Source organism: Pseudoalteromonas sp. GCY (genome assembly GCF_016695175.1).
Taxonomy (GTDB): Bacteria; Pseudomonadota; Gammaproteobacteria; order Enterobacterales; family Alteromonadaceae; genus Pseudoalteromonas.
In genome coordinates this window covers 643,445-661,380 of the sequence record NZ_CP068022.1, presented here as the reverse complement: position 1 = coordinate 661,380, position 17,936 = coordinate 643,445, and the positions used below count along the sequence as shown (strand labels likewise).

Annotated in this window: 13 protein-coding genes; all 13 read right to left on the bottom strand. The window is 42.5% G+C overall.

Annotation, left to right across the window (positions count from 1 at the left end; translation table 11 throughout):
- Nucleotides 1–149: 149 nt before the first annotated feature.
- Nucleotides 150–1,286 carry a hypothetical protein gene (locus JJQ94_RS02455; protein ID WP_099030788.1) on the bottom strand — a complete coding sequence of 379 codons (1,137 nt, stop codon included), beginning with the start codon at nucleotides 1,284–1,286 and terminating at the stop codon, nucleotides 150–152.
- 123 nt (nucleotides 1,287–1,409) lie between these two features.
- Nucleotides 1,410–2,918 (bottom strand): hypothetical protein, encoded by a 1,509-nt coding sequence (locus JJQ94_RS02450; protein WP_099030789.1) that lies wholly within the window; start codon nucleotides 2,916–2,918, stop codon nucleotides 1,410–1,412.
- A gap of 11 nt (nucleotides 2,919–2,929) precedes the next feature.
- A complete protein-coding gene (locus JJQ94_RS02445; RefSeq protein ID WP_039491818.1) occupies nucleotides 2,930–3,769 on the bottom strand; it encodes a GEVED domain-containing protein in 840 nt (279 codons plus the stop codon).
- A gap of 11 nt (nucleotides 3,770–3,780) precedes the next feature.
- The gene (locus JJQ94_RS02440; RefSeq protein WP_099030790.1) at nucleotides 3,781–5,028 is read right to left on the bottom strand and encodes an internalin; all 1,248 of its coding nucleotides are present in this window, start codon (nucleotides 5,026–5,028) and stop codon (nucleotides 3,781–3,783) included.
- A gap of 56 nt (nucleotides 5,029–5,084) precedes the next feature.
- On the bottom strand, nucleotides 5,085–7,031 hold the full coding sequence (locus JJQ94_RS02435; protein ID WP_099030791.1) for a Hint domain-containing protein: 1,947 nt from the start codon (nucleotides 7,029–7,031) through the stop codon (nucleotides 5,085–5,087).
- Nucleotides 7,032–7,041: 10 nt separating this feature from the next.
- Nucleotides 7,042–10,719 (bottom strand): PKD domain-containing protein, encoded by a 3,678-nt coding sequence (locus JJQ94_RS02430; RefSeq protein WP_099030792.1) that lies wholly within the window; start codon nucleotides 10,717–10,719, stop codon nucleotides 7,042–7,044.
- A 507-nt stretch (nucleotides 10,720–11,226) separates the two neighbouring features.
- Nucleotides 11,227–11,763, bottom strand: a complete 537-nt coding sequence (locus JJQ94_RS02425; protein WP_099030793.1) for a hypothetical protein — start codon at nucleotides 11,761–11,763, stop codon at nucleotides 11,227–11,229.
- A gap of 304 nt (nucleotides 11,764–12,067) precedes the next feature.
- Nucleotides 12,068–13,303: an ABC transporter permease gene (locus JJQ94_RS02420; RefSeq protein WP_010377904.1), complete on the bottom strand. Its 1,236-nt coding sequence runs from the start codon at nucleotides 13,301–13,303 to the stop codon at nucleotides 12,068–12,070.
- Nucleotides 13,303–14,493 carry an efflux RND transporter periplasmic adaptor subunit gene (locus JJQ94_RS02415; protein WP_099030794.1) on the bottom strand — a complete coding sequence of 397 codons (1,191 nt, stop codon included), beginning with the start codon at nucleotides 14,491–14,493 and terminating at the stop codon, nucleotides 13,303–13,305. The genes JJQ94_RS02420 and JJQ94_RS02415 overlap by 1 nt, the downstream gene beginning before the upstream one ends.
- Nucleotides 14,490–15,644, bottom strand: coding sequence for an efflux RND transporter periplasmic adaptor subunit (locus JJQ94_RS02410; RefSeq protein ID WP_099030795.1), 1,155 nt, complete (start codon nucleotides 15,642–15,644; stop codon nucleotides 14,490–14,492). The genes JJQ94_RS02415 and JJQ94_RS02410 overlap by 4 nt, the downstream gene beginning before the upstream one ends.
- Entirely contained in the window at nucleotides 15,634–16,584 is a 951-nt protein-coding gene (locus JJQ94_RS02405; protein ID WP_099030796.1) for an HlyD family secretion protein, read from the bottom strand. The genes JJQ94_RS02410 and JJQ94_RS02405 overlap by 11 nt, the downstream gene beginning before the upstream one ends.
- Complete coding sequence (locus tag JJQ94_RS02400) at nucleotides 16,566–17,252, bottom strand: ABC transporter ATP-binding protein (protein ID WP_099030797.1); 687 nt, start codon at nucleotides 17,250–17,252, stop codon at nucleotides 16,566–16,568. Before JJQ94_RS02400 ends, JJQ94_RS02405 begins: the two co-directional genes overlap by 19 nt.
- 226 nt (nucleotides 17,253–17,478) lie before the next feature.
- Nucleotides 17,479–17,931: an NfeD family protein gene (locus JJQ94_RS02395; protein ID WP_099030798.1), complete on the bottom strand. Its 453-nt coding sequence runs from the start codon at nucleotides 17,929–17,931 to the stop codon at nucleotides 17,479–17,481.
- Nucleotides 17,932–17,936: the final 5 nt, after the last annotated feature.

The window sequence follows — 17,936 nt, the reverse complement described above, 5'->3', positions numbered from 1 at the left end:
CAGCGGTTCCACAGCGCTTTTTGAGGTGGCGCTTAATTGCGACATAAAAGAAGCGAGGCTAAATAGCCTCATTGGTTGGAGAATAGAGTGGTAAGGACAACGGGTTAAGGGCGTGTGCTATCGCGCTCCCTTTCCTGAAGTTGGCTCGCCTAATCAACGTTTGCGATTGCGGATTCTATGCGATTTTCACAAAGGGTAGTGCCGGGCAGTGTCGCACAGTATTCGCCAGCTTGCTCGAGTCCGATGCGCTGCGTATTGCGGGCAGAAATACGAGCTGTAAGCTGTTCGATTTCAAGCGGGTCTTCAGACACAGCTTTAAATGCACTCAACCTTTCTATTTCGTCATAAACTAAATCTTGATAACTTCTGAGTCTGGCGGACAATGCAATATAGCGGTTAGATATTGCGGTGTGACCAGCATAGGCGAGGTCATAATGGCCAGAGTCTTCATAGCTTTCGACTTCGTACTTTAAAACGTTTAAATGTTCGTCTTTAAGGTCGTCGACATACTCTCCACCGTCTAGTAAGTAGCTAAATAAATTGTCGGCGTATGTAATACAGGGAGTTAGATTATCGGTTTTGCAGTGCATGGTGCCATTTTTACTGAGTCTAGCGAGTTCTGGCGTCATACCCCCATCGGTATTCACCTGAATCGTATAGACTGCATCTTTGGTTGCCTCTTGAAATACTTTAGTTTTAGTAAAAGTTTTACTGAAAAAAAGAAATTTCACTTTGATTTTGGTCTGAAACCATTCGTACTTTGTGCGATCTTTAAAATGGAGCTTAGCGGTAACATAGATACGAGAACCAAGTTTGATATTGTGGATAAAGCTGTCACCACAGCGGCTTCTTACTTGAGTTGGATCTGTACTGAGCAGCTCGACAAAAGCGGGTTTGGTGGTTCGATTTTCAAAGTTATAACTTCCTTTTTCATAGGTTAACTCGACCGCTGAGGCAGCTGAATTTCTATTTTTGGTTACTTTCCTGCGCATGGAAAACTTGGCTGAGCCACCAAAAATAACTAAGTTGATACCAGCCTTTACACTACCTGTAATGGTATTGATCATGGTGTCGGAGTCAAAATCGCCACGATAAGCCAAGTCGCCCATGCTACCACCCTGAAATTGCCACTGACCATCGAGGCACGATTCAAGCGGTATGCCTAATTCCTGTTCAAATCCCTGTCCGAGTTGTTCATGCTCAGTATTTAAAGAGTAATAGGTATGTGCATTTGCATAAAAGCTTAACAGGCCAAAGAGCACTATTAATATGGTTCTTAAGTGCATACATAAATTCCTGTAAATGGTTTACTGTGGGAAGAGGCGAGGAAGTAATAACTCAATATTCGATTGTTTATTACTTGCCACACCTCAATTGAACTAATTGAATCTTAGTGTTTTTACTACTTACTAATTTTCAAAAGCGGTTCCATAGGTTGGCAGGGCTGATTTACATGGTAGCCAGACCATCACGCCCGCAGCAGGGTCATTTGCATCAACAAAGGAAGGTGCCCAGCCTAATTGTCTAAACCCAAGTGATACATGATTTTCTTCAACCCCAAAGTTTGCTGTTGCTTCTCGGGCATTTTCACATTTGAAGTATTGCGTCATGTTATCAGCTGGTATATTCAGATCGGCAAGCGTGTAGTTTTGTATGCAGCCGACGCCACTACCACTACAGGTATTTAGATAATCGTTCCACGCATCTGTACAAGCTGTACCATAAGGATTATCGCGACAAACTCGAGCAAATTGCTCATAAATCCAAGCATTGTTGTAAGCGGCTTCTTGTACGCCTTCTGCTTTTTGACGTTGTACATCCGTCATCCAACTAGCGTATTGCGCAAGTACACCACGCGCACGATGTTCATGATTAACCGACTTTTTGAATTGATCTTCAAGCCATAAAGTACGGTAAGTGGTTTCAAAGCGAATATCCTTATTACCTGAATCTAAACGACGTACATCTTGTGAGCTGATCTCGTAAGGCGTTGCCTTGTAGCGCACTACGTTGTAATCAGATAGCGCATTAAACTGATTACCAAAGTCGTTCTTCGCATAGTTCACCGCTTGCTCAAATAAAGTAAAGCAAGGCTCGTAGTTATCGAGCGAACAAGTGATAATATTGTTAGGGATTATGCTGAGAAGCTGTTTAGGATCACCGCCTTTTTGTAAAGCTCTGACGGTAATACGCACACTTTTCTTAAGGTCTTCGTCGATATAATTAAGCTTACCATCGACGCTAATGCCAATATTACCAGCACCGTAACTTACCCCTAAGTAACCACCAATCTCACTTTTGTGCTGCTCACTTAAGTATTCAATTTTCATGTTAATGAGTAGCTGTGCACCGTATTCAATCTCACTGATAAATCCATCGCCAGCCATGCTCATTAGCTTACTTTGGTACTCATTTGCTAGTGTATTACCCGACGGGGTTAAGGTGTAACCAATGTTGGCATCCGCTGGCATAAGTACACGTTTTTTCGGTGTTAACGATGCTTGGAAAGTATAAGTATTAGAAAACTCAGTCGAGGACATTTCTTTGGCTAAGTGACCGCCAGCTTTCACACGAATGACTGGAAAACCAACATCAACATCAACATTACCGTTGAGTTGACGGAGTACTTCGTCATAGCTGCCATTGTTTACTAGTTCAAATTGCACTCGGGTATTACCGAGAGTCTCAACTGTTTCCCCTGCGACAGTTTGAACATTCAAAAAGCGTTTTTGGTCGCTGTTATAAGCCGTACCTAGCACAATGTGATCGTTCATCAATCCAGGGATCTCGCTTTGAAAGGTATTCACATTCTGTGCTTTTTGCATTAATTCCGCTTCGTTCACAAAACTGGAATCTGCGAATGCGAAAGGTGTAGTGCCGGCAATAAGTGCCGCGATAGTCTGTTTGTATAAGTTCATGTTGCCACCTATTACTTCACGTAAAGGAGGTAATCTTCTACCTCTCCGGAGTCTACTTCTTTACATGCGTCATTGCTGCCACCCAAATAATCCATGGTAACGCGCATTTTCGTCATGCCCTTTTTAGCGCCCGTTGGCGGTGTAATTTCTACCTGAACGGCTTGTTCTGAAACACCTGCAAATAAGGTTTCTTTTGTATCGTTAAAATCACCATCTTGGTTCCAGTCAATAAACACATGCCAAGTTTCCGGGTATGTTTCTGCGCTACTAAATCCTGGGGTTAACGTTAACTGGTAGCTTCTATCGGCATATATTTTCGCAGTATCGCCAACATAGTTACTGTAAAAGGTGTTGCTACTGGTATTTTCAAGATTAGAAAACTTGACTGACTGGATAAACTCATAGGCACGTTCACGAGACTTAGTGGTGCAGTAGTTCGGCATTGCAGGTGTAACCATCACCGCGCTTATGCGATAATCTGATGGGATCTGCAAACAAGAAGTCGTTGGCGATTTACCCGCAAACCAGTTTTTTGGATTCGCATTGTCTTCATCTCCAAAGGTAAGGTATTTTGCATCAGTCCTGAGGGTACTATTTTTGTATAGCATTACTTTTTTAAGATTTGCTATTTTCTCATCATTTGGAATGGGAGTTGTGGGATCAAAGATATTATCAGAGACTTCAACCAATAACCCTGGGTAGCACTTTTCCAACCATTGAAAGCGTCCTAACGCTTGCTGTGGCGTAAGTACATCTCGAGATTCAAATAAAGTCGTATTTGCCTGCGCTGATGGTGCTATTGTGGCAGCGAATGAGGCAATTAATGTGCTGGTTAGCATGACTTTTAACATAGTCTTATTCCTTATAATTCTAGCCATTTACGGTCATACTGATGAACGCGGCCACGAGTCTGTAGCTCTCTATCGCGACAGTAATTACCAATTGGATTACGCTTACAATAGTCAACGGCGTCTGCCAGAATAAATGAGTTAAAGAGTGCATTATCGCGAATGGTCTCTAATGCAGTTCGATGTGAGTTATTCAGCTCACTGGCGTAGTAATTGAGTAGGTTATCGGCACGACGATTGTCGAGAATTGCCTGTACCCAATCATCACTCATGTTTTTTAATGCCAATTTAGTCAAGATGCTTTTGGCTGGATAGACATCATCAGGTACTAAGGGAGATAGGCTTGGTCCTGAGTCGGTATAACTTTGTGTTAAGACTCGACCAACGTTGTATTTATCTAAGGTATCAAACTGAGTAACGTAGTTAGTTTTGATGTAATCGATGCTGTTTTTAAACACATCAAAGCATGGTGCTGGGTTTTCCATTGTACAGTTGACGAGTTGATTAGGGATCACCTTCAGTAGCTCAGTTGGATCACCACCAAGTTGTAGCGCAGAAACGGTAATTTTGATGTTACGCTTCACATTTTCGTCAACTTTTTGCAGTTTACCACTGACACTGACTTTACCCGCCCAGTCTACACCAAGTTGACCACCCCATTTGACTTTGTCTTCGTCATTTTTATATTGGAATTTGAGGTTGATCATAACTTGAGAGCCGTACTCAATCGCTGATACAAACTCATTACCAATATTATTGAATTTATCTCCAGGGTTAGCATTGACCAAATCAAGCGCCGCTTGTGTTGGTTCAAATCCTATCTGAGGATCCGCAACTAACAGCCGTTTTTTCGGTTTTAAGGAGAGAAATAGGGTGTAAGTGCCGGTGTAGTTATCTGCGGCGTTTTGTTTTGCGTAGCTTGCGCCAACGCCAACTTTTATGACTGGAACATCAAGTGCAGCGCCTAAGTTACCATCTAGCATGCTAGATAGTTGGCTATAGCTCATATCTACACCGACGACAAAATCCATTTCGGTATTGCCATAGGTTTCATCAACTCGACCAAGCACACTTTGCAGTGCATAAAAACCTTCTTTTTCACTATGGTAAGCAGTACCGAGTGTCACTGAGTCTAAATCAGAGTTATTTGCTTGGGTAGTGAACTCTGGATTAGCAATTTGATCAGCAGTAGCTGAAAAACTGCAGGCAAAAAGTCCCACTACCCCCATGGCACGTGCCAATGGAGAATGTATAAATTTCATGTTGAATTCCTTACTGAGAAGTATGGCCCCTCAATAGGAGAGGCCAGATGCAGCGATTAGTTCAGGCTGTTGATGTAGTCTGTTTTCCACTTTTCAGGAAGACGTTGAAGGATCTCTTCTTCTGACATGCGTACGTCCTGATCTTTGTAGTTGAACTCATCTTGTGTAGCAAGATCGCCTACCGCCATACCATTGGCAAACATGGCAAAGTTACGTGACTCAGCTAGTTTAGAATCTGCTGTTGGAGCAAGTTTTAGGTTATAAATCTTGTCGCGATACTTCTCTTTAGTCACGCTTGTTACCAGCACCGACCCATTCTCAGTTAAGATACGATCGCCAACTTTAAGTTCTTTCGCCCAAATAATTCCTTTATTTGACGTCGAAATTGGGTGAGTCTCAGTAGTTAAGATATCAGAGCCATCTGCGCCTTTTACGCGATACATCTTGATAGCTTCAATCCCAACCGACACATCAATAACTTGCATTGGTTCTTTAACTTGGGTATTCGAAGCAAGCGCACCTAATACCAAATCGCCTTTTGCAATGTCTTCAATAGCAAGTTGTTTGCCATCGGCCATGGTGATCATTGTGCCTGTAGCAAGACAACTGTAACCTAGCTTCATCATAGGTAATACTTCACTATAGAAGTTACCAAAACGCGTTGATGTTTCTGACGTTAGTGAAACTTGGAATGCAACGGCACCACCACGTCCTTTCTTAAAGTACGGATAACCTTTAACAGCAAAGGTCATATACCAGTTTGCTTCAGCGATATTTGAGAACAGTTTGGCATTACCAAAACGGCCCTCAGAACGTGGAATATTCCAACGGATAATCGACTCTTGGTTTACTGTATCAACTTCGAACTCCAAGTAATCGGAAAATTGCTTAACCGCGTTTTCGAGCCCTTTATAGCTTTGCTTTGTCGCGCCGCCATAGATACCTTCTTGTAGATAGATATTCGTTGGTTCATCTATACCGTTTGGCAAATCGCCTACAGTCGGATAGATTTCAGTGATCTCGTGAGGAACACGTAACTCGCCGTTGAATGGGATATTTACATCGGTAATTTCATTCGGTTCACGGTATTGATCTGCTGCATAGTCACAGTCAGTGTGACTACGGTTTAAACAGATTTTAATAACCGCGTCGTTGTTTTTATCTATAGGCGCAGTTGCATTATATTTCGGACGTGTATCCAAAGATGAGCTGATCCCTACGTTAAGTGCAGAAGCCTCACCTTTTGCAGCTGGTGCTGCAGAGCCATACAGCGCTTCAAAGTGCTCCCATGAGAATGGGTATTCAGTGTACTTCATCGTCGTACTGATAGTGCCATCTTCTTGCTCTAGTTCAACGTATGAACTTGCGTAAATGGTATCTAGGTTGGGAAAGTTTGCTTTCAATGACTTCAGTGAAATAGTCGAAGTTGCTAGTGTGTCTTTACCATCTAATACATTAAATGTAGAACCTAAAGGCGCAAGCTGATTACCATTTGCATCTTCTAACAACAAGTCGATGTAGGTCGCTTTTGTACCACCAAAGCGTGAGCTTTTTGCACGTACAATGAGATATGGTTCGTTTGTATCAGATGAGATAGCTAAGTTCATATCCAAGAAGAAATGTGCTTCTTTAATGATATCCACTTCAGTTTCACTAACTGGCGGCACTTCAGAGGTGGTCATTTTCATCTTGGCTGATAAGTGCTGTCCTTTTGCTACATCTAGCGTTTTGTGTAGCTGTGGGAACTCGCTCTCAATACGGTTTGCTTTGATTAAGCGTGACTTCGCCAATTGATAGTGCTGCGGATTGGACATATCGAGTTTACGGATCCCGAATTGGTCTGGCTGAGTTACTGCGATACCCTGAGTTGCAGCAGGCCCAGACTTCTGTTTCGACGCCGTGGTAGTTGGTTGTTCATTAACACTGTTGCTAGCAGCTACCGCATTGCTGACTGCTAACGCGATTGCAAGCGGCATGAGCACCTTTGTGTTTAGTTTTTTCATTTTATTTTCCTTAATTCTTATAGATTTCTACAAGGTAGTCTTCAATTTCTCCGCTCCCCGAGGTCGCGGCACTGCTATAGTCAGAGCAAGGATCGATACTATTCACTCTGCTAAATCCGTAATACTGCAAAATTCTCATTCGAGTCGTTGTGACAGGTTGTGACAGCTTATTGCTTGGAATGCTAAATTCACCCTCAACATAGCCTTTACCGTAGTCTTGGTTAGTTTGGTCAAAGTCCATGACCAGCAACTCTGATTTGTTGTTTCTCCAATCGCCATCGCCAAATTGACCGTCGCCGTTTAAATCTATCCAGATGTGGTAGTTTTCAGCGAAGGCTTCATTGCCTGCATAACCTGCCTCAATACGATAAGTATTATTCTGTGTGGCATAGAGCTTGATTGGACTGTTAGGATTAACGACACCTGGTTGCTGTGCATTGCTAAATGGACCATCTTGATTAAAAGTCACGTTACTGATGTGTTCATAATCGGTCAGACCTACAGCCGTGCAATATTCAACAGGTTGTGTTGATTTAAGCTCTAGCAGCATATTTTTGGTACCAGTAACTCGGCTTCCCCAATCATCCCAAATAGGTTTGTTGTAACTAATAGTTAGGCTTGCGCTAAAGTTACCTGCGGCTTGATAAGTGTGTTCGGTGTCTTGGCCAAAATTACCAGTTTGCGTAAGTGTTGAGCCATCTCCAAAGTTCCATTCCAATGTTACATCTGGGTATCTTGAAGCATTATCAGGTTTTGTGGTGGTATTACTGAAGCTGACCTTAAACGTACCGTCTGCTTGTTCGCTTACCGTGTAGCTCACATCAGGCGTAAAGCTCGTCTCGCCAATTTTCACTGTTTCAGTGGTAGATTGTGTGCCATCAGCATGATTAATTGTGAGTGTGATCGTGTACTCGCCATCGGCTTGATAGGTGTGCTGAGTGTCTCTTACCGAGGATGTGACACCATCTCCAAATTGCCACTGTATTGTGCTACCTTTAGGGATAACACTCTGATTCGTATCTACATAAACAGTGCTACCGGATTTACGTGGTGTGAATCTTGCCGTGATAGTGGTGTTAAACTGAACTTGTTTGTTCCAGCTTCCAATTACTTTGTTGAATCTGTCATATGCTTTTAGCTCGACTGCATAGTTGCCAGATTGCGCATATTGGTGAATAGGCGACTTTTCACTACTGGTTGTGCCATCGCCAAATTTCCAGTGCCAACGTTTAACACGTGCATCGACTGTATTGTTATCAAAGCTAATCTGATTGATGCCTTGGTTTGCGGTGACCCTTAAATCAACAGGGTCCGTGTTTTCAATGAGCTTCACAGTGTAGTCTTCAACTTCACCCCAAGACATGTCTCCACACGCGGATTTCACTAGACCAAATGACACCATAGTACGAAGGCGGTAGCTTTGGTTTAGCTCACCACTCAATGAGATCTCGCCAGTCAATTGCGTTTTACTGCTGCCAAAAAGTGCGAGTTCTTCCGCCTTATGGAATAAACCATCGTTGTCTTTGTCTAACCAGACATAAAAGTTCTTTGTCTTGTCTTGAGTATCTGGGTGTGGCGCTGCGGTTAGCGTTACATTGAGCGCTTTACCATCCTTCACTTCGACTACATCATATGAGTAGTCGCTATAATTGCTTGATGTAGAATCATTTTTGTAGCTGTTCAACGAAACTGATGATAGGTAGTACTTGCTATGATTGATGCCTTGCGCGGGGCAATAGTCGTCAAAAACTTCAATAGGCAACATAAAAGTATCAGACTGACCTGAGGGGGCGATGGCGGTCAGTTCAACATTGTATTCGCCCGCAGTAGTATAGTTATGTGTGGGCTCAAAGGCGCTACTTTGTGCACTTCCATCACCAAAATTCCACTGCCATTGCCAGCCTTCGCTGCTACTAGCCGAAACTTGCTGGCCATCACGACGGGTTAAGTTCTTAAAGTCAAAAGCTAAGAATTGACGATCAAAACCAAGTTCGCTCTCGAGTCCACGGTCAACCTTCAGACCTATACCGACTTGTGCAAATGCCTTACGTACGTGGTTTTGTAATTCAGTGGCTTGCCAGTTGCTACCATCTTGCTTTTTAACCCCATCTTGAGTCAGCTGATCAGTCACCGTGTGGGTTTGTCTCATTACACAATCAGCACCAGTAAGATAAGTACTATTGCTGGTCCAGCAGTTTTTATTTGCGTTAGCAAACAAGATAAAGGCGTACTTTGTATTCCACGGTGAGGTTTCGTTGTCTAGGTCAGCGGTAGTGAGATAATAAAAAGCTTTGTTAAATACGCCTGCGCCATGGTGAGAAGTGACTGAGTCGTCATAGTCCTCAACATGATCAATCGAATTTCCATCTAGCGTAGGAGTTTTGAAGTAACGCAGTGCATCGTCAAGGCGGAACGTTTCGTGATTACTTTTCCAATCATTCGCTCCAGAGTAGAAGAATTCAGCTGCTTCACCCGCCATATCAGAAAAGGCTTCATTGATGGCACGAGCTTGGCCTGTCAGCATTGATTTTGGCGTATTTGAGCCATACTCTTCGGTAAAACCGTGAGCGATTTCATGGGCAACTACATCCAAGGAAACCATAGGGTAGAAGAGGTAGTCGCCATCACCAAAATAGACCTCGCCGTTTTCGTAAAATGCCTGATCCATGTTTAGACCGTAATGGACATTTTGAATTATCTTTTTATTAAAGTAGGGTTTATGTCCAAGATACGCCTCGAACATCAAGCTTGCTGTTTGTCCATGATGATGAGCATCATTTAAGGCAGAGCGAGCGCCGTGATATTCTTTATAGTCATTGCGAGTTGAATCTGAGCAGTTATAGCTATAAGGCGTATTAACTTGCGCTGTACCGTGATTGTAGTTTCTGGTCTCAACGTTTTTTGCATCAAATAAGCAGTTAGTTTGCTGAGCATCAGTTTCCATGGCGACAACAAAGGTCTTTGGTGGGTAGGAAACGTAATCTGCTTGTTGATAATCTGGACGTGAAACCTTGTCATTACCAGATGGCCCGCTTCCGCCTTCATACACAACGCGCTGCAATACATCAGATTGGCTGATAAGCTCGTTTGTCGTTAAATCTACAAAAGCAAGGATCCTTTGTGGCTTAAAAGGACCAGACTTAAAATCGGTGAAAAAAGCAAGCTTGGCAGCGTGTCGGGCTTTGCCCTGAGCATCTATATATATGACTTCTTCTGCCGATGTACGTCTAAAAATCCTAGGACGTTCACTGGTAAACTGAGAAATGACTGAGTCTAAAGTCGCACTAAGTTGTTCTTCTGAAGCAGGAGTTAGCGCAGGTATATCTTTAGCGACGTTAACAATGAGATCGCCATAAACTTGTTCAACAGCGCCATTTTCGTCTGTCAGCACAACAAGGTCATGATTCCAGATTGGAATATTCTGGTACTTTTGAGTTATGGTATGGCTTTGCTTCGTTTGACCTACTTGGCTTTGATGAAACGTAAGCGTGTGACCTGTGTATTGCGCTGCAAATGTTTTCAGCGTGAGTAGATAGTTTTGATTAGAATCATCACCAAATGAGGATTGTTTTTGTTGTAAAGTTGGCGCAATTTTCTGTGTGTCATTGAATAAAGAGACGCGTTCAGCGCCGTGACAATACATACTTATCGCTGATGCTAAAACGCACAGAGACTTTAACCCTTGCATGTTAACTCCATAATTATTTTGAAGATTCCTTCCCACTAAAACGCAACTACTCAATACATGAGATAAAAGAGCGAATGAGTGCGGCTGATTATTAGTGCTATTACTTTGAGCACAAACTCTAAGGTAATAAAGAATTTCAAATAAATAAATAACAAAAAATAAACAAAATAATAACGTCATGTTTTCGTTGGAAATTTAGGGGGAGATTTTATTTTTTGTTATTTTTATCTAACTAATTATTATTGTTGAATAAATCTAAATTTTTTTAGAGCTGAGAAAAAACTAAGAACAGCTCAAACGCTAGGGAGAGTAGTCATCATTTTGTAATGTAAGATAAATTTAAATGCTGGCGGGTTTACTGTTTGTTCTTTTATTAGGAACTTTTATGCAATATTGATGAAATAAAATGAATAAGAAACGTCGTTTTGGGTTGCTTGATTAAAGAGGGAATTGGTCTGGTAAAAAGTACCTAGCTGCTTTACAAGTACTAGGTACTTTTTGTGATCTTTATTGAACGGTTACATTAATGTAGTTAGTAACAAAGGGCGATATCTCAATAGTTCCTGTCGCGTAAACATCTTTACCCACATCTTCACCTTCAATTTTTATATAGTATTGTCCGGCTGGGATAACGATATCAGTGTAGTAATGTGTACCAAAGTGAATTGAATCGCCTTTTACTAACCAGCCCTCGGGTGAAACTTCGTATAAATAGCCTTCGCACTTAATTTTACCGATCCGAGGGTGTTTGCATTCGTTAAATTTAAGTCTGGTTTTACCATCTGGGTTTTTTGCCGTTTTTACAAATGCCAATGAGCCATAATCTCGAGCCGTTTTCGTTGCTTGATGAGGCCATACTTTTTCTTTGTTGATTGAGTAATCATTACTAGAGCCACTACCTGTCGCCGAAACCACGGTGCTTGAGCTGCCAAAAATACCGTTGATGGCACCGTCAACACCGTCGTTAACTACACGATTGATATCATTACTTTTACATGCGGTAAGAGAGATAAGTGAAAGTGCGATAAGCGTTACTTTTTTCATTATTTGTCCTTGAAGTTCCATTCGCATCAGCATTTTTACTTGTGTTAGCTGTTTTCTTCAACGCTCAGTAAGTAATATATTTAATGACTTACTAAGCAGTAAAACCAACACAAAGCAATACGAGCATTCTTTGCTCATACAATGCTTCCAGTTATTTTTGAGTTAAATCGCATAAAAGTTTACCTTGTGGCGAAAAAAAGTCCAACAAAAAGCATGCTATTTAATGACTTTGGTCATTGAACAGCATGCGAAAAAGTATATTAGATTTGAAATACAAAGAAGGCGTTAGTGCCTCTTTTATTGGTTAGTCACTTTGCAGCGCTTCGATTGGGTCTAGCTTTGAAGCCTTAATGGCTGGATATACCCCAAATGTTAAACCGACTAAGGCACAAATACTAAAAGATAGGAAAATAGCACTTAGAGACCAAGACACCGCCCAATTTGAGTAAAATGCAATTATCTCTGACAGTAAAATACCAAACACCACACCGAGTAGTCCGCCTAATATCGAGATGGTAAAGCTCTCTGTAATAAACTGGACTTGAATATTTTTCCGAGTGGCGCCTATTGCGCGTAGTAAGCCGATTTCTTTGGTTCGTTCAAGTACGGTTGCGAGCATGATATTCATAATACCAATACCACCAACAAGGAGTGATATACCCGCAACGCAAGACATCACCATATTAAAAATAGCCTGTGTTTGTTTTTGCTGAGCAAGCAAAGCTGCGGGAATGGTTAGCCTATAGTCATCAATATCGCTATGGCGATTGGTTAATATGTTAGTGATAGCTTGAGATGCCAAAATTGGACTCTGAGATTTGTCGATAGCGAGTTTCAGTTCGGTAACCTCTGGTTCAAGTAATCCTTTATTAAAGCGATGAATGGCGGTCGTTAGCGGAACAAAAATACGGCTTTGTTCACCACCTAGAGCAACGCCTTGAAACTCCTTTTTGTTCAGGTGCGGTGCTTGCAAAATGCCAACAACCTCGAACCATAAATGGTTAATTTTTACTTGTTGCCCAACAGCGCTCCCGAGGGGAAAGAGGGTTTTTGCGGTATTTGCGCCGAGTAATGCAACCTGCCTATATTCTTTGCTATCTTCTGTATTTAGCAGGCGACCCGCCGCGAGTTCATAATGCGCAAGGCTAAAATAGTTTGCTGTTACGCCCGCGGCTTCTCCTTCAAAGCTGCCGAATTCGCTAAATATCTGGTAGGTATCCACCAATCGCTCTGCCGAAAAGTCGGTCACAAAGGGCAGGGCGTCGACAATCACTTGGCCGTCTAATAGATTAAGACCTTGCGAGTGTTTTCGTTGTTCTTTTAGGTCATTCTCTTCAATGTCTTTGGCGCTGACAATAACATTATTGATCCCCATAGAATCGATCATTTTAAGCGCTTCTCGTTCAGCACCTTCACCTATGTTTAACATAGCAATAACGGCACCCACACCAAAAATCATCCCGAGCAAGGTCAATAGGGTTCTGAGCTTATGTTGCTTTAATTGCACAATGGCGTCGGTAAATAAATCTAAATATTTCATTACAGTTCCTTATTCGCGACGAGTGCAATTTGTTGCTTGGGAGATAACCCTGCCAATACTTCAGTATGGCTTAGGTTGCTTTGGCCTAATTCCACTTTTACGCGTTTAAACTGGCTACCGTCTTTAACTTGAACAAAAAATGCGTTGTTATCATTGATCACGCTATGTTTAGGCACGAGTAACGCTTGTTTATTTTCTTGGACAAATACCGTAGCGAGTACTTTATTGCCCGGCTTGAAGTGGGCTGGAGTCTCATCAAGGCTCGCAATGATCTCATAGTATTTTTGTGGATCTCCACGACGAATAGATTGTGGGTAAGGTGATACTTTTGTGATTTTACCATCAAAGCGCTCATCGCTATTGGAGAGCAGGGTAAACTCAACCTTTTGGCCAATCGCAAGGCCAAGCGCTTCTTTTTCATGAACGAAAAGCTTAGCTTGCAGGGATGAAATATCTGGTAACCCCCCGATCTTTTGCCCAGGCCATAGCGCTTGGCCTGATTTGGGTTTCTCTCCACGCCAATCGGCACTGAGGGTAAGTAAGCCGTCATGTGGCGCGATGACTTCAAGACCCTCTAAGTTTGCATTGTACATCGCAATTTTGCTTTCATGCTGTTTTGACTGCAGCTTTAACAATTCCATTTCTCCAAGAGCAGAAGATGAAAACTGCTCTGTCTGCCAGCCAAAATAAGCTTCTTTTGCATTGAGATACTCAACATTTTGCATTTGATCTAAAATGTCTAGCTTTGAGCGGATCCGTTCATCGTCAACTGAAAAGGTTTCGGCAAAGTGTTTCTCTTCACTAACGATAACCTTGTCGCTATCCAAATGGGACTTTCTCGTGGTTAAATCGCTATCGGTGACCGTAATGTCTTGTGCGACTTTGCCTTTGTCGAATTCACTAAAGCGTTTTCGTCTTTCTAATTGGCTGCCATCGAATCGTGCAATAACATCGCCTTTTTTTACCTGAGTGTACTCAGGCATAATCCATGCGAGCGTCTGAGCCCCTCTTGCTGAGGTTGGGGCGGATATGACGGTTTCACTTGCCGCTTCCAATTCGCCTTCTGCCTCCACTGTGATCGAAAATGGCTTCGACTCTACGGTATATAGGAGTTGCGCTGGCTGCTCAGGTGCTTCTTGGCAGCCAAGTAACCATAGTGAGACAATGACTGCGAGTGATGTTTTTCTCATAGTTTTACCTCCGCGCCTTGACTAATTCCAGAAGTAACGATGGCAAGCGTCGGTGTGGTATACGAGACGGTTACCTCTTTCTCTCCACTATTTGTGTCTATAAACACTTTATCCGCACTTTGTTTTAACGCGTTTAATGGCACGGTTAAGGCGTTATCGAGTTGTGCTGTCACTATCTCTACACGAGCGCTCAAGCCTGGCCGCAGCTTTTCGGTATCGACTTTGTCCAGCTCAATAATAGCATCAACAATGCGGCTTTTATCTTGATGCGACTTTTCTCTAAAAGCTTTTCCTATTTCAACGAGTGTTCCGCCGATAACATAACCGTCGGCGCTGTCTATGGTAACTTTGACCTTTTGCCCCAATGTAATCCGTCCAAAATCGGCTTCTTTAATTTGTGCTTTTACTTGCATTTGTTCAATAACTGATAGCTCAACAACAGGTTGACCAAATTGCATGGATTCACCAACACTGGGCTTTTCACCTTCCCAGTTTGCTCGATATGCAACTAACCCATCCATTGGCGCTTTTACTTGTAAACGCTCTATATCACGTTTTAGCTCTTTTACTTCAGCATCCGTTCGTGCAACCTTGCTTCTTGCCATTTGAATACTCAGCTCTTTGTTGTCTAGATGAAAAGCGAGTTTACTGCGGGCAAGCTCTAAATCATTGGTTGCAATGGTGAAGTCGATTTGCGCTTTTTTACGATCGTTGTCTGAGCGTGAGTTATCTATGATCTCTGCGCGTCGTTTTGCCTTATCAAAGTTCATTTGCGCTTCAGCGAGTGCGAGTTTGTATTCTTCTTCTTGCTTCTCGACTTGAGCTTGCTTATTTTCCAGTTCTTTTTGCGCTTGGCTTAGCTTCGAATTGTATTCCATCAAGCGATCTCTAACGGTTTGATCGTCAAATGAAACAACAATTTGGCCTTTTTGGACCGTGGTATTTTCAGGCATTAACTGTTTTATTTTGTATTGCCACATACGCTTGATTGAAGGAGGGGCTATCAACGCTCGGCTTTTTGATTCCAATTCACCATTCGCTTCTACTGTGATAGTGATTGGCTGTGCCTTAACGATATGTATATCACTGGGGGCCTGACTGCAGCCAAGTAAATAGAGTGGAATAATTATTGCCAGTAACTTAACTTTCATTTTTCTCTCCTGGCAAAGTTATGCTTCCGCTCATGCCTGGCAGTAGTGGCAAATCGGTGTTGAATGTGAACTTAGCTCGGTAATACATGCCTTGGCCCCAGTCTTGGCGCTTTTCAGGTTGTGTTGATAGCTCAGTGAGCGTACCAGTCGTTGGTGATGAGCGAAAGGCGTCAAATTTTAAATCGGCGGTTTGACCCTCTTTAATGCCAATAGCATCTACTTCATGGATCCATGCTTCTAGATACAGACCCGCTGTAGAAGGGATTTCTGCTACTTTCCAACCCGGTTGTACTGTTGCGCCAGCAAACAACTTGTTGCCATTCCAAGGGTGATCCGTATACAGAATTGGGCCGCTGTTACTAGCCGTTAGACTCATTTTATCGAGCTGCTCTTGGTTGTGCGTGAGGCTTGCTTCTAGACGCTTTATCTCTAGTCGCTGTTTCTGAGTATTTGCCTTTGCTTCAGTTTCGGCCTTGCTTAAACTGATTTCGGCTTTATGGTTTTCGATAATCGCTTTTTCTAACGTCAGCTGGTATTGCTCGTAGTCGTAGGTGCTGATATTGGCCTTTGGCACGCTAGCATCTATCTTGGCTCTTTCGACGAGCAAAATGGTTTTTTTCAGCTGAAACTGAGCTTCTAGTACCTTTTGGGCGCCGTCTTGCTCAATTCGTTTGTACTCATCTTTTGCAGCATCGAGCGCTACTTTATCTTGGTCGATTGAGGTCGCGATAGAGCCTGAATCATAGACGACGACGATGTCACCCTTATTAGCAACTTCACCCTCGGGCAGCATCCATTGAATTTGAATCTTCCAAGAGTCGCTCATCGGTGCGTGAAAGACCTGAGTTTCACCTGCTTTAATAAGACCCGAGACGATAATTGGTTTGGCAAAAGCCTGCAAAGAGGTGAGTAGGGCGATGCTTATAATACAGCTGCGCATTGGCTATCCTCCACTTTCTCGCCATCTTTCATTCTGATGATACGCTCGGCATATGCTGCAATATCGTCTTCATGCGTTACCATTACAATAGTGTGGCCTTGCTGGTGTAGCTGACATAGTAATTCCATGATCTCATGCGAGGTTTTACTATCTAAGTTACCGGTTGGTTCATCGGCAAAAATAACTTTCGGCTCATTGATAAGAGCCCGAGCAATAGCAACACGTTGGCGTTGTCCGCCAGACATTTCGAAGGGTTTGTGATGTGCTCTGCTATCAAGACCTACCTTTTTTAGCATGGCAAGTCCGCGATTTTTTGCCTCTGATGGGGAAGTGTCAGTGTACCTTAGCGGTAAGATGACATTTTCCAGTGCGGTCAGGCGAGTAAGTAGGTGGAATGTTTGAAAGATAAAGCCAATTTTTTGATTTCTAATTTGTGATAAGGCTTCATCTTCCACGGCTTGAATTTCTTGATTAGCAAGATAGTAAGAGCCGGAGGTTGGAGAATCTAAGCAGCCAAGTATATTCATTAATGTAGACTTTCCAGAGCCAGAAGACCCCATCACTGCGACAAATTCACCTTCCCTTACTTCCAGAGAAACTGATTTTAGTGCATGCACTTGTGTCTCTCCGCTTCCGTAAACGCGGCTTAAGTTTTCGACCCGAATCATTGTAGATTATAAACCCTTGTTTTTATTATATTTTATTTGTGGTTCAGAGGTGTTTAACCTTGTACCTAAATTTGAGTGTAACTGTTGTGCAGGATAGAGTAAACCGAGAAGGTACTAGACGAAAAGAGAATAAGGTAAAAAGTTGTTTCTGAATAACGCTGATTACAGAAAGTGCCTAACAAAATTGGTTGCTAGGCACTTTGTTCGCAAGGCTATACCAATTTGCTTAATTAGGCTCAACCCAAAACGCTCCAACCTCTTTTTTAATCACTTTGACTTCTGTTCCTGCGGTAATAGGTTGTTTACTTTTTAGTTGCCACGCAATACCAGAATAGGTATGAAAAATACGGCTATCTGCATTCAAGTCCTTTTCTAAAGTAAAGGTAAGCTCAGCAAAATCACTGGTTACTTCTTTGTTGTCGGTGACATCTTGCATGCGTCTTAGTGGTTTCCATAAAAACACAGCCAGTAATGTCGTGACTAACGCATTAAACCAAAGTGCAGTCAGCCAAGTTTGGTCAAGCATGCCTGCGTACATTAGACCACCGCTGATCACCAACGACAGACCCAAAAAGAACGGTACAAAGGTCGCAAAACCAAGCACAGCAACCTCAACAATTAGGCAAGCAATTCCTAGTACTACTAAGGTTTGTGCTAAATGCTCAAGTAAAAAGGCCATAGGCG

Bases quoted from the DNA above. Each gene is read 5' to 3' on its own strand.
- JJQ94_RS02455 (WP_099030788.1), bottom strand. From the start codon at position 1,286: ATGCACTTAAGAACCATATTAATAGTGCTCTTTGGCCTGTTAAGCTTT.
- JJQ94_RS02450 (WP_099030789.1), bottom strand. From the start codon at position 2,918: ATGAACTTATACAAACAGACTATCGCGGCACTTATTGCCGGCACTACA.
- JJQ94_RS02445 (WP_039491818.1), bottom strand. From the start codon at position 3,769: ATGTTAAAAGTCATGCTAACCAGCACATTAATTGCCTCATTCGCTGCC.
- JJQ94_RS02440 (WP_099030790.1), bottom strand. From the start codon at position 5,028: ATGAAATTTATACATTCTCCATTGGCACGTGCCATGGGGGTAGTGGGA.
- JJQ94_RS02435 (WP_099030791.1), bottom strand. From the start codon at position 7,031: ATGAAAAAACTAAACACAAAGGTGCTCATGCCGCTTGCAATCGCGTTA.
- JJQ94_RS02430 (WP_099030792.1), bottom strand. From the start codon at position 10,719: ATGCAAGGGTTAAAGTCTCTGTGCGTTTTAGCATCAGCGATAAGTATG.
- JJQ94_RS02425 (WP_099030793.1), bottom strand. From the start codon at position 11,763: ATGAAAAAAGTAACGCTTATCGCACTTTCACTTATCTCTCTTACCGCA.
- JJQ94_RS02420 (WP_010377904.1), bottom strand. From the start codon at position 13,303: ATGAAATATTTAGATTTATTTACCGACGCCATTGTGCAATTAAAGCAA.
- JJQ94_RS02415 (WP_099030794.1), bottom strand. From the start codon at position 14,493: ATGAGAAAAACATCACTCGCAGTCATTGTCTCACTATGGTTACTTGGC.
- JJQ94_RS02410 (WP_099030795.1), bottom strand. From the start codon at position 15,644: ATGAAAGTTAAGTTACTGGCAATAATTATTCCACTCTATTTACTTGGC.
- JJQ94_RS02405 (WP_099030796.1), bottom strand. From the start codon at position 16,584: ATGCGCAGCTGTATTATAAGCATCGCCCTACTCACCTCTTTGCAGGCT.
- JJQ94_RS02400 (WP_099030797.1), bottom strand. From the start codon at position 17,252: ATGATTCGGGTCGAAAACTTAAGCCGCGTTTACGGAAGCGGAGAGACA.
- JJQ94_RS02395 (WP_099030798.1), bottom strand. From the start codon at position 17,931: ATGGCCTTTTTACTTGAGCATTTAGCACAAACCTTAGTAGTACTAGGA.